Source organism: Streptomyces sp. NBC_01197, assembly GCF_036010505.1.
Lineage (GTDB): Bacteria > Actinomycetota > Actinomycetes > Streptomycetales > Streptomycetaceae > Streptomyces.
Genome location: NZ_CP108569.1, coordinates 480,708 through 492,617 on the forward strand (window position 1 = coordinate 480,708; position 11,910 = coordinate 492,617).

The window sequence follows — 11,910 nt, forward strand, 5'->3', positions numbered from 1 at the left end:
TCCATCTCAGAGCCCCGTCCGTCGCCGCGGACCGGCCGGCCGGACGTCGTCGAGCGACTCCACGACCCGGTCCACCATGCCGTACTCCTTGGCCTGCTCCGCGGTGAACCAGCGGTCACGGTCGCCGTCGCGGGAGATCGTCCCCTCGCTCTGGCCGGTGTGCTCCGCGGTGATCCGCTCGATGGACTTCTTGGTGAATTCGAGGTTCTCCGCCTGGATCGCGATATCGGCGGCGGTCCCGCCGATCCCGGCCGACGGCTGGTGCATCATGATCCGCGCGTTCGGCAGCGCGAAGCGCTTGCCCGATTCCCCGACCGTGAGCAGGAACTGGCCCATGCTCGCGGCGAATCCCATCGCGAGGGTGGAGACGTCGTTCGGGATGAGCCGCATGGTGTCGTAGATCGCGAGACCAGCCGTCACCGAGCCACCGGGGCTGTTGATGTACAGGCTGATGTCGGTCTTCGGGTCCTCCGCCGACAGCAGGAGCAGCTGGGCGCAGACCCGGTTGGCCGACACCTCGTCAACCTGCGTACCGAGCAGGACGATGCGCTGCATCAGGAGCTGTGCGGCCAGGTGGTCGTCGAAACGGGTGGCGGGTGTGGAGTCGTCGTCGGACGCTCGGGGGGCGAGAGCGGTGCCCCACCCGGTAGGGGAAGTGGACATCGGTCCTCCTTGTCGGGGCGCGGACGCCGGCTCCGCGCTCTTCCCCCACTGTCGGCCCGACCGTGCCGCCCGTTGGCCTTTCTCGGCCCGCAGCAGATTCGCTGACGGCAGAGCCGGACCGGCCTGCCCCGGTGGGCCGCCGGGACAGGCTGGTGCGGTGGTCAGCTCAGCGAGCGGTAGAGACCGAACTCCGCGATACGGGCCGGCAGGCGGGAGCCGAGTACGCGCAGCCGCCACTGCCGGGCTGCCACCGGTGAGGGCAGCAGGACGATACGGCTCGCGCCGACGGTCCCCACCTTCGCGGCCTGGGTCCACCCCTTCTCCGTCAGGGCTTCCACGACGACCTGTTCGACCTGCTGACCGTGACGGATATCCTCGGCGAGCCGGATCCGGTCCACCTCGCGCGGGCGGCCGAAGTCGACGTACAGAGCGCCGGCCGACGCTGCGGGCGCGGTCCATGCCGTGTCCGGGTCGCCGTCCACCGCGAGGGCCGGGTGGTGTCCGTCGCCCCAGGTCCGCGCCGTGTGGGCGAGGTTCTTGGGCAGTTCGGCGCCGATGCGCTCGTCGAAGGCCTGGAGTACGGCGACGTCCGCGGCAGGGAGCTGCCCCTGCTGGTCCGGCGGGATGTTCAGCAGCAGCACGGAGTTGCGGCCGACCGACCGCAGGTAGATGTCGGTGAGCTCGTCGACCGTCTTGGGCTGCTGGTCCGGGTGGTAGAACCAGCCGGGCCTGATGGACACGTCGCACTCGGCCGGCCACCACTGGAGGTACTGGGCCACCGACCGGGATGCGGCGAGCGCGTCGCGGCTGCCCTGGTCGGGGGCGTCGTAGGGAAGCGCGTAGTCGGTACGGCCGTACTCCACCTCGGCGACGGGGACGGCGCTCCACTCGTCCTCGCGGGCCAGCCCGCCCTCATTGCCCACCCAGCGGACGTCCGGCCCCGATACGGCGATGGAGGCCCCGGGCGCGAGGGCACGGACGACCTCGTACCAGCTGTCCCAGTCGTAGTGCTCGACCTTCTCCGGGGGGATGCGGCCCTGTGCGCCGTCGAACCACACCTCGTCCACCGGCCCGTACTCCGTGAGTACTTCGTAGAGCTGGTTGAGCATATGGGCGCCGTAGTCGGTGGCCTGGAGTTCAAAGCTGCGTAGTTTCTTTCCGGCTCGGTCGTCACCGTCGGTAAGGGTGGGCACCGTGCGGGTGGTGCGTGCGCTCCCGTTGGCGTAGACACCGTGCAGGTACTGGTTCTCGTCGGCCGGGGAGATGTAGACGCCGACCTTGATCCCGTGGGCGCGCATCGAGTCGGCGAACGAGCGCAGTACGTCGCCGCGGCCGTCCTCCCAGCTGCTGGAGGCCACACCGTGGTCCGTGTAGCGGGAGGGGTAGAGGACGAAGCCGTCGTGGTGCTTGACGGTGAGGATGGCGAGTTCGAAGCCGCCGTCGCGCAGCGCCCGCGCCCACTGATCGGTGTCCAGTCCGGTGGGCTGGAAGACATCGGGGCTCTCGTCGCCTGTGCCCCACTCCAGTCCGGTGAAGGTGTTGACGCCGAAGTGCAGGAACGCCGTCTTCTCCAGCCGCTGCCAGGCTATTTGACGCTCGGTCGGGCGCAGCCGGGCGGCCTTGGCAACCAGTTCGTCCGGGGTGTCGTCCGGGCCGATGGCGACGCGGTAGCCGGGCTCGACGGATACGGAGGGACGGCTTCCGGACGCGGCCAGGGCGTCCGGGGCGAGCAGGGGCGAGCCTGCGGAAGCGCCGACGACGGCGAGCGTGGTGACGAAGAGGCGGCGGCTGAGAGCCATGGGCAGGTCCTTCGGTGGCAGGGGCTTCGGTGGCAGAGGCCCCGGCTCCAAAACCTCGATGGCGGAGGCCCGGTGGCAGGGCCTCGGTTTCAGGAGCTTCGGGTGCGGGCCTGGCAGGGGCCACGCCTTCGTCCATTCATCCGACGTTCTGCGGAACCCAGACTCTCAATTTCGAACCCTTACTGGTGAGTTGACGGAGAAGAGTCCATCCGTCCGTACGGAAAGTCCATCCCGGACACAGCGGCAGGCCGGTGGAGCCGGTGGTGGGAACCCACTGCGCACATGGGTCCCCACCACCGGCTCCACCGGCCTTGCCGGGCCTGCCGTCAGTCCGCCGTGGGAATCCTCCCGGTCTCCTGCCCCTTGCCGAGCGACGGCAGGAAGCGCCCGATCATCAGCTTGTACAGCCCCGCACCGAGGACACCACCGATCAGCGGCCCGACGATCGGCACCCAGAAGTAGAAGTTGCCGTACTGATCTCGCCAGGCCGTGTGGTAGCCGGTGATGAAGCTCGCCAGTCGGGGGCCGAAGTCACGCGCGGGGTTGATCGCGTACCCGGCGTCGGCGCCGAACGCCATCCCGATGGCCACGATGAGCAGCCCGATGAGAAACGGCCCCATGTTGGCGCCGGGCGGGTCGTTGAGCACGTCGGTGAGCGCGAACAGCACGAAGAGCAGGATCGCGGTACCGATGATCTGGTCGCGCAGGGCTCCCCACTCGCTGACCGGAAAGGTTCCGTTGCCGGGCAGCGTCGAGAAGACGAACTGCGACTTGAACGTGTGGCCGGGGTCGAACTTGGCCAGGATTTCCGTGTAGTTCCACCGCACGAGCAGCGCGGCGGTGAACGCACCGGCGGTCTGCGCCACGATGAACGGGACGACCTTGGCCCAGGAGAAGTCCCGGAAGAGGGCCATGGCGAGCGTGACCGCCGGATTGATGTGGGCCCCGCTGATCCGGCCGGCCACATACACACCCAACGTGACGCCGAAACCCCAGGCCCAGGCGATGCTGTCGTGGTCCCCGAGGCCCCCGGCCACCACCTGCGCCACCACCCCGCACCCGAACAGGATGAGGATCATGGTGCCGGCGAACTCCGCGGAAAGTTCAGCCACCAGACCCGTTCTCTTTGCGCCTTTTGACATGGACACCTGCCTCCAGACAGTCCGGGCTGAGACGTACGGCCGGCGGCACGGAGAGGCAAAGCGCGGCAGACTGACGCACCGTACGGCCGAAAGACGCACACCGGCATACCCATACGACGTGCAGCGGAGCGCCTGCGCAAGCTGGGACCGGCGACCGGGTGCAGGACCGCGCAGGCCGGGTGCAGAACCGCTCAGGCCGGGTGCAGGACCGCGCAGGCCGTCGGACGGGAGACCGCCGCCCACCCGGTCGACCGCCCGCCGGTGGGCGAGGGTGAGGACCCAGGTCATCCCGGAGCCGCGAGAGGGCTGGAAGCGGGCAGCGGACCGCCAGACCTCAAGCAGCACCTCCTGCTGAACGGGCTCAGGCCCTGGAGCCGGAGGTCCGCGCCCGCCGGGATCGGCCGGGCGTACGAGGCGGGCCGCGGGAACACGATGTTCTTCCGTGCGGCGGCGGCCTGGGCCGCCCCTGATGCGTTGAGCCGGCGTCCCAGGACGCCCGCTCCGGCCGATGCCGCCACCGCGGCCGTCGCGGCGATCACAAACCCACGTCGGTCGAAGACCCCGTGCGTCTCGCCCTTCCCCTCGGTCACGCCGACCGTGCGGAAGGGGCGGAGAGCCAGCCTGCCGGTCAGCAGGTAGAGCACCCCGCAGCCCAGCGCGCCACCGACGACCGAGGGCAGTGCGTCCAGCGGGCCGGCGTCAGGCCGCCCCGCCGCCGCCACCGCCCCGACCGCCCCGACCGCCCCGACCGCCCCGAAGAGCAGTACGGCGGCGGAACCGGTCTTCCGGTAGCGCAGCGCGGCCACGCCGACGGCCATGGCGAAAGCGGCCAGGAGGGCCAGGATGCCGAGTTGGAGCACCAGTTTGTCGTTGGTCCCGAAGTGCCGTACGGCGAAGTCCTTCAGCCAGGGCGGGGTCCGGTCGATGACCGCACCGCCCACGGCCGTCACTGGACTCGCCTCCGGCCGGACGGACGGCGCAACGAGCTCGGCGACACACAGCGCGGCGAGCCCGGTGATCAGCCCGCTCAGTGCACCCAGCGAGGCGCGCACGACACGGGCCGGCCCCTTACGGCGGCCCGCCTCCGGCACTGCAACTTCCCGGTCTTCGCTCACACCGGCCATTCGGTGCCGGCACCGTGGCGGATTGGTCCGTCAGCCGAATGATTCACAAGCGAGTTGAGCGCGGGACCGATGTGAGTCGGGAAACACCTTCCGTGAGGGTCGGAAGGCAGTCGATACTGTGAGGAAAGCAACGCCCCGCCGGATGCCTCGACTTGTCACGCACCCGGTGTCAGCACGAGCACGAAAGGATACCGGTGGGTAACACTGCTTTGGGTAACCGTACGAGGCAATCGGCCGTTCCACGGCCCCGGCCTGTCTCACGCGGCACGGAGAACCTGGCTGGGGGGAACCTGGCGGGTGTGAACCTGGCGGGGGCGCCCCACCTCCGCAGCATCGGACCGATGATGGGGTCGATACAGGCGCTCGCCGGTAACAGGGCCGCGTCAGCCGTTGTCCAGCGTCTCGCCCCGGACACCGAGACGAAGGGGTCCAGTGACGGGACGGGCAAACCGAAGGCGAAGGCGTCCCGTACCGGGCTGAACATCCGGGAGAGGATCGCCAGTGCGCTGGAGCGGGCCAACAAGCACCTCGACGTCCTCGACACCCTCGTCCTGCGCGGTCTGGTCCCGGCCGACGCGGAGATGAACTGGCGGGCCTCCCAGACCGCCGACACCCGACTGTCGGAGCAGGTCGGCGCGTCCTCCGCCGCGGCCGGCGCCGAGATGGGACTCACCGACGGGGTCACGGCGGTCAACAACGTCCTCGACGCACGCAAGGCGTACAAGGAATCCAAGGAGAACCCGACGGGCCCCTCCTCCCACGCCCCACGGAAGAAGTTCCCCTCAAAGACGCTCGACGCGATCCAGAACCTGGCGACTTACGGCTCCGATGTCATCGGCGTCGCCAAGAACTCCCTGCACGCTGAGGGCATCGTGACGGCAGCGAGTGTCGCTGAGGCCGGGGGCGGAATGATCGGGGCCGTGGCGGGCGTCAAGAGCGTCCGGGCGGCGCGTCGATTCGGGCTGACGACGCGCAAGTACCGGGACGTCAAGAAGATCGACGTGCCCGCGCCGGTGGACGACCACGAGCTCACCCGGCTCCGCGAGGCCGAGACGGAGAGCCACTGGGCGCTCGCGCAGGCCTATGTCGCGTTGGAGCGCGCCCACGACGGCGACGGGGACGGCCTCGCGGATCGGCTGAGTGCCGCCCTGGACCGTGCCGGCGACGCCTTCTCGACCATCGAGAAGGCCGCCGGAGACGTCAAGCAGGCACAGGACACCAATGTCCTCAACACCACCCGGGACTACGCCCTGGCCAAGCAACGCAACAAGCTCTGGAAACAGGGGGTCGGCGCGGTCGGGGACGGCGCGAGGTCGGCCGGCGGCGCGGTGACGATCGCGGCGGCTGCCACGGGAGCACTGGCGAGCAACCCGGTCGGCTGGGGCCTGGCCGCTACAGCGGCAGGGCTGTTGGCCTCGGTCACCGCGTACAAGGCCGGTCGCGCCGGCAAGAAGCGCTACGACGGCGCCCGCCACCCCGACCGCTGGGCCCCGTCCACGGAGGAGGGTGGCCCGGCCGCCTCCGAGCCCGCCTCCCGCCCGGACGCCCTCAAGGAAGCGCTGAAGTTCTGGAAGAAGGCCGAACACAGCAAGCGCGATGCCATGGCGCGCACCCTCTACGGCCTCGCCGCAGGCCCCGAGGTCCCGGCCGGCCGGAAGACCGAGCCCGGGTTGCGTGCCTCGGCCCGGGAACTGCTCGTCGCTCTGAAGGCAGGCCCCGCCCATCTGCATATGACGGCGGAGGAGTGGGCGGGGTCCCTGAACGACCCTGCCGACGCCGAGAAGTGGCACAAGGAGATCGCCAACCAGCTAGCGTCCAGCTGAGGTTGGTCCGTTGACGGTATGCGGCGCGATCGTTTGTGTCACCTGGCGAGCCGGCACATGTCGGCCCGCCAGGTGACGGGGTGCGGCCCGGCCGCTCCGGGACATGCCTCCGGCCCGTCGCTCCACTGTGACAGCGGGGCGACGGGCCGGAGGCGCCGTCCTGCGGATCGGACGGCGTCGTACGGAACGAGCGACGTACGATTCGACCAACCTACGGATCAGGCGACGTCGTAGCGGTCCAGGTCCATCACCTTGGTCCAGGCGGCTGCGAAGTCACGCACGAACTTCTCCTTCGCGTCGTCGCTCGCGTACACCTCGGCGACCGCCCGCAGCTCGGAGTTGGAGCCGAAGACGAGGTCGGCCCGGGTACCGGTCCAGACGACCTTGCCCGACGCGTCGACGGCCTCGTAGCCCTTGCCGCCGTCGGTGGCCGGACGCCACGTGGTGTCCAGGTCGAGCAGGTTGACGAAGAAGTCGTTCGTCAGCACGCCGGGGGTGTTGGTGAGGACACCCGCCGTGGACTGCCCGGCGTTCGCGCCCAGCACCCGCAGGCCACCGACGAGGGCGGTCATCTCGGGAGCGCTCAGCGTGAGCAGGTTGGCCCGGTCGATGAGCAGGAACTCATCCGGCAGGCGGTTGCCCTTGCCGAGGTAGTTGCGGAAGCCGTCGGCGGTCGGCTCCAGCGCGGCGAACGACTCGGCGTCGGTGTGCTCCTCCGTCGCGTCGACGCGGCCCGGGGTGAAGGCGACCTCGACGGAGTGGCCCCCGTCACGGGCGGCCTTCTCGACCGCGGCGGTGCCGCCGAGCACGATGAGGTCGGCGAGCGAGACCTTCCGCGCGCCCGAGTTGACGTCCGCGCGGACCTCCTCCAGGGTGCGCAGCACCGAGGCCAGCCGCTCCGGGTCGTTGGCCTCCCAGCCGCGCTGCGGCTCCAGGCGGATCCGGGCGCCGTTGGCACCGCCGCGCTTGTCGCTGCCGCGGAAGGTCGAGGCCGAGGCCCAGGCGGTGAAGACCAGGTCCGCCACGCTCAGACCGGAACCGAGCACCTTCTCCTTGAGCGCCGCGATGTCCTCGGCGGTGAGCGGCTCGCCCTCGGCCTCCGGCAGCGGGTCCTGCCAGAGCAGGGTCTCCGCCGGGACCTCGGGGCCCAGGTAGAGCGACTTGGGGCCCATGTCACGGTGGGTGAGCTTGTACCAGGCCCGGGCGAAGGCGTCCGCGAACTCCTCCGGGTTCTCGTGGAAGCGACGGGAGATCGGCTCGTAGACCGGGTCGAAGCGCAGCGCGAGGTCGGTGGTCAGCATCGTCGGCGCGATCTTCTTGTGGGCGTCGTGGGCGTGCGGGACGGTACCGGCGCCTGCTCCGTCCTTGGGCGTCCACTGGTGGGCACCGGCCGGGCTCTGGGTCAGCTCCCATTCGTAGCCGAAGAGGTTATCGAAGAAGCCGTTGCTCCAGCGCGTCGGGGTGCTGGTCCAGGTCACCTCCAGGCCCGAGGTGATCGTGTCGGCGCCCTTGCCGGTGCCGAAGGTGTTCCGCCAGCCGAGGCCCTGTGCCTCCAGGCCCGCCGCCTCCAGGTCGTCGCCCACGTGGTCGGCGGGTCCGGCACCGTGGGTCTTGCCGAAGGTGTGGCCGCCAGCGATGAGGGCGACGGTCTCCTCGTCGTTCATCGCCATGCGGCGGAAGGTCTCGCGGATGTCGCGGGCCGAGGCAAGCGGGTCCGGGTTGCCGTTGGGGCCCTCGGGGTTGACGTAGATGAGGCCCATCTGCACGGCACCGAGCGGTTCTTCCAGCTCGCGGTCACCGGTGTAGCGCTCATCGCCGAGCCAGGTGGTCTCCGGGCCCCAGTACACGTCGTCCTCGGGCTCCCAGACGTCCGCGCGGCCACCGGCGAAGCCGAAGGTCTCGAATCCCATCGACTCCAGGGCGACGTTGCCCGCGAGGATCAGCAGGTCGGCCCAGGACAGGCTCTGGCCGTACTTCTTCTTCACCGGCCACAGCAGACGGCGGGCCTTGTCGAGGTTGACGTTGTCCGGCCAGCTGTTGAGCGGCGCGAACCGCTGCTGTCCGGCACCCGCGCCACCACGGCCGTCGCTGATGCGGTAGGTGCCCGCGCTGTGCCACGCCATGCGGATGATGAGCGGCCCATAGTGACCGAAGTCGGCCGGCCACCACTCCTGAGAGGTGGTCAGGACCTCGGCGATGTCCTGTTTCACAGCCGGCAGATCGAGGGTCTTGAATGCCTCGGCGTAGTCGAACTCCCCGCCGAGCGGATTGGCGACGGGCTGGTTCTTGGCGAGGATCTTCAGGTTGAGCCGCTCCGGCCACCACTGCCGGTTGCCGCCGCCCTGAGTCGGGTGCGGGGCGCGGGCCGTGTGCACGACCGGGCACCCACCCGCCTCCTCGGTCTTCGGATCGGTGACTATGGCGTCGTGGTTCTCAGTCATGGAATTCCTTCCGGACCGGCGCGAATCGCGGTGCTGGAGAAAGTGTGGACGGTGGCAGTGCAGCCGGAGCTTCCCGGACATCAGACACCCAGCTGCGCGCCGGGGCACACACCGGAGTGACCGGGTCGGACGGTAACGAGCGGTGTCGTACGCGAGAAGGCAGGCAGGCCACAGCCGGACCGCCCGTAGTGGTCCATCTCGCGTTCGGCTCCTCCATCGAGAGCACCCGTTCCCTTGGCTAGTGCCGGAACATATCCTACAATGGACTCAGTCTAAGTCAAGAAGTACGCCAGTGCCGTGACCGGCCGCAAGGCGGTCCGGCAGCAGGACCCGTGCGATCGGAAGAGCCCGGAAGAGGGGGACCGCGATGAGCGACCTGGTGGAACGACTGCGCGGGCGGGGCTGGCGGATGACCGCGCAGCGGCGGGTCGTCGCGGAGGTTCTCGACGGCGACCACGTGCACCTCACCGCCGACGAGGTGCAGGACCGGGCCGTTCGCCTGCTGCCTGAGATATCCCGCGCGACGGTCTACAACACCTTGGGCGAGATGGTCTCCCTCGGCGAGGTCATGGAAGTCTCCACCGGCGGGCGCGCCAAGCGGTACGACCCCAACGCCCGTCATCCGCACCAGCATCTGGTCTGCTCCGGCTGCGGCACCATCCGCGACGTCCATCCGGCCCATTCCCCGCTCGGCGACCTGCCCGACACGGAGCGGTTCGGCTTCACCGTGACGGCAGCCGACATCACGTACCGCGGGCTGTGCCCGGCCTGCGCGGGCACAGCCTGAACGCGGCTGCGCCAAGTGGCCGAACACCGTCTGCCCGGACTACTGGGTGCGCAGCCCCTCGGCGCGTTCTGGAACGTCTTCGACCGGGTCGCCGGGGGTGGGCCGGTGACCCGGCTCCCGAGGTCATCGTCGACCGGCACCGCGCCATCGTGGCGGCGCTGCGGGCCCGCGACGTGCAGGAGGCCATAGCCACGCACTTCCGGGGCATCGAGGCGCGGGCGGAGCGTCGCACGCGGGGCCTGAACTGATCAAAACCCCTGCATCCCGGCTCGGATCGTGACACAGTCCCGCCGTGACTTACGAACATGAGTTTGACGTCGTCGACGAGCAGCCGGTCATCGAAGTACCCGGCGCACCCACCCGCATGTCCGCCTATCTGGCCCGCCCCGCTACCGCGGGCGACCACCCGGTCGTGCTCGTCGGCACGGAACTGTGGGGCGTGAACGAGGACGCGCGTGCCGTGGCCCGCCGCGTCGCCGCCCTCGGTTTCGTAGCGATCGTCCCGAACCTCTACCACCGCACCGACCCGGAATCGGCGGCCGGCTTCGCCCACTCCGACGCGAACCGCACCCACGCCTTCGAGCTGGTCGCCCGGATGACCCGCGACGAGGTCGAGGCGGACCTGCGGGCGGCGGCCGCCCACGCCCGCACCTATGCGGGCGCCGCGGACCGCACCGGCATGCTGGGCTTCAGCCTCGGCGGCCACTTCGCCTACTTCGCGGCGGCCCGGCTGCCTCTCGCGGCGGCCGCGATCTACTACCCGGGCTGGTTGCCCACGACCGGCACGGCGCTCAGCCGCCCGGCCCCGCTCCTCGACGACACGGCCGCGATCGCGGCACACGGCACCCGCCTCACGCTCTTCTTCGCCGAACATGACCACGTGATCGACGCGGCCCAAGTCGACGCGGTCCGCCGCGCGCTCACGGCAGCGGGGGTACGCCATCAGGTGACGGTCCACCCCGATGCCGCGCACGCCTTCTTCTTCCCGGGGTACGAGACGTACGACAAGACGGCGGCGGACGCGTCGTGGGAGCAGGTGGTACGGCTCTTCCGCGACGAACTGCGAGTCCCGCGGGCGTGAGCCACGCGGCCGGCCGCCGACCGGCATGACCATGGTGTGACGCCCCGCCTGCCGACGCTGACGAGAAAGGTGCGGTCCTTGTTGACCGGCCGCGCCGCTGGCTCCGCATCATCCAGACGGGTGCGCCGTCAGGTTGGGGGACGCGGATCGACTTCAGCGCGGCCGGCGTGTTTCCGACGACCTTCCTGCGGCGATTGAGGCCCCACAACCGGATCGGGGTCCATCTGCCGTCACGCCGTGTGGGTTAGATTGCAGTGACGGGCCGTCAGTAGTTGGCCCATGGCGACGAAGGGGATCCCGCAGGACATGACGCGCAGGCTCGTCCAGGCCCGGACCGAGCATCCCCGGCACGAGCGCCGTGGGGAGGCCCGGTTGCCCGGTGTCCTCGCGACACTCACCGCGATCGTGCTGTATCTGGCCCTGCCGCAGCGCTTGCTGATCGCGCCGCGCTATCTGCTGCCGGTGCTGGAAGTGTTGTTACTCGTACCGCTGATCGCGGTCAATCCCAAGCGCCTGACCCGCCAGACCCCGGTCTTTCGTGTCCTGTCGCTGACGCTCGTCATGCTGATCGCCGCGAGCAACCTGTTCGCCCTGGGTGTGCTGATCCACGAGCTGGTGTACGCGGGGGTGAAGGACGGGCGTTCACTGCTGGTGGCCGCGTTGCAGGTATGGACCACCAATATCGTCATCTTCGGCCTGGCCTACTGGGAACTGGACCGGGGCGGTCCGGTCCTCCGTACGCAGCTGCCGCGTGGCGAACTGCCGCTGGCGGACTTCCGCTTCTCCCAGGACGAGAACAACGACGCGGTCCAGGAAGTCGCGGACGGATCCAGTGCCGTCTCGGACTGGATGCCCAGCCTGGTCGACTACCTGTACGTGTCCGTCACGAACTCGACCGCCTTCAGTCCGACCGACACCATGCCGCTGTCGGCCCGCGCCAAAGTCATGATGAGCGTCCAGAGCATCGCTGCCCTGCTGACCTCACTCCTCGTCATCGCGCGCGCCGTCAGCATCCTTCGTTAGGCCGGTCCGGCCCTGGGGCATGTTTGG

8 protein-coding genes and 1 pseudogene are annotated in these 11,910 nt (G+C 69.9%); 4 read left to right on the top strand and 5 right to left on the bottom strand.

Features of this window, described 5'->3' with window-relative positions:
- Positions 1-6: 6 nt before the first annotated feature.
- The 4 genes and pseudogenes from OG452_RS02245 to OG452_RS35325 all read right to left on the bottom strand — a co-directional run.
- Positions 7-663 (bottom strand): ClpP family protease, encoded by a 657-nt coding sequence (locus tag OG452_RS02245; RefSeq protein WP_327293892.1) that lies wholly within the window; start codon positions 661-663, stop codon positions 7-9.
- A gap of 161 nt (positions 664-824) precedes the next feature.
- Positions 825-2,462 (bottom strand): alpha-L-fucosidase, encoded by a 1,638-nt coding sequence (locus OG452_RS02250; protein WP_327293893.1) that lies wholly within the window; start codon positions 2,460-2,462, stop codon positions 825-827.
- A gap of 326 nt (positions 2,463-2,788) precedes the next feature.
- Positions 2,789-3,604, bottom strand: a complete 816-nt coding sequence (locus tag OG452_RS02255; RefSeq protein WP_327293894.1) for an MIP/aquaporin family protein — start codon at positions 3,602-3,604, stop codon at positions 2,789-2,791.
- A gap of 294 nt (positions 3,605-3,898) precedes the next feature.
- A pseudogene (locus OG452_RS35325) lies at positions 3,899-3,949 on the bottom strand (hypothetical protein); the annotation flags it as partial.
- A gap of 1,120 nt (positions 3,950-5,069) precedes the next feature.
- Between OG452_RS35325 and OG452_RS02265 the strand changes: the two are divergent.
- Positions 5,070-6,551, top strand: coding sequence for a hypothetical protein (locus tag OG452_RS02265; protein ID WP_327293895.1), 1,482 nt, complete (start codon positions 5,070-5,072; stop codon positions 6,549-6,551).
- 218 nt (positions 6,552-6,769) lie between these two features.
- On the opposite strand, the gene katG is transcribed toward OG452_RS02265, so the two are convergent.
- A complete protein-coding gene (gene katG / locus OG452_RS02270; protein WP_327293896.1) occupies positions 6,770-8,992 on the bottom strand; it encodes a catalase/peroxidase HPI in 2,223 nt (740 codons plus the stop codon).
- Positions 8,993-9,359: 367 nt separating this feature from the next.
- Here katG and OG452_RS02275 point away from each other — a divergent pair, with 367 nt between their 5' ends.
- The 3 genes from OG452_RS02275 (at position 9,360) to OG452_RS02290 (ending at position 11,883) form a co-directional block, all read left to right on the top strand.
- Positions 9,360-9,779 carry a Fur family transcriptional regulator gene (locus tag OG452_RS02275; protein ID WP_327293897.1) on the top strand — a complete coding sequence of 140 codons (420 nt, stop codon included), beginning with the start codon at positions 9,360-9,362 and terminating at the stop codon, positions 9,777-9,779.
- A 292-nt stretch (positions 9,780-10,071) separates the two neighbouring features.
- Positions 10,072-10,860, top strand: coding sequence for a dienelactone hydrolase family protein (locus tag OG452_RS02285; RefSeq protein WP_327293898.1), 789 nt, complete (start codon positions 10,072-10,074; stop codon positions 10,858-10,860).
- A 279-nt stretch (positions 10,861-11,139) separates the two neighbouring features.
- Complete coding sequence (locus tag OG452_RS02290) at positions 11,140-11,883, top strand: hypothetical protein (RefSeq protein WP_327293899.1); 744 nt, start codon at positions 11,140-11,142, stop codon at positions 11,881-11,883.
- The last annotated feature ends 27 nt before the right edge of the window (positions 11,884-11,910 follow it).

What these genes read in the sequence shown, in the direction of transcription:
- OG452_RS02290 (WP_327293899.1), top strand. Translation starts at nt 11,140, where the DNA reads ATGGCGACGAAGGGGATCCCGCAGGACATGACGCGCAGGCTCGTCCAG.
- OG452_RS02255 (WP_327293894.1), bottom strand. Translation starts at nt 3,604, where the DNA reads ATGTCAAAAGGCGCAAAGAGAACGGGTCTGGTGGCTGAACTTTCCGCG.
- katG (WP_327293896.1), bottom strand. Translation starts at nt 8,992, where the DNA reads ATGACTGAGAACCACGACGCCATAGTCACCGATCCGAAGACCGAGGAG.
- OG452_RS02265 (WP_327293895.1), top strand. Translation starts at nt 5,070, where the DNA reads ATGATGGGGTCGATACAGGCGCTCGCCGGTAACAGGGCCGCGTCAGCC.
- OG452_RS02275 (WP_327293897.1), top strand. Translation starts at nt 9,360, where the DNA reads ATGAGCGACCTGGTGGAACGACTGCGCGGGCGGGGCTGGCGGATGACC.
- OG452_RS02250 (WP_327293893.1), bottom strand. Translation starts at nt 2,462, where the DNA reads ATGGCTCTCAGCCGCCGCCTCTTCGTCACCACGCTCGCCGTCGTCGGC.
- OG452_RS02245 (WP_327293892.1), bottom strand. Translation starts at nt 663, where the DNA reads ATGTCCACTTCCCCTACCGGGTGGGGCACCGCTCTCGCCCCCCGAGCG.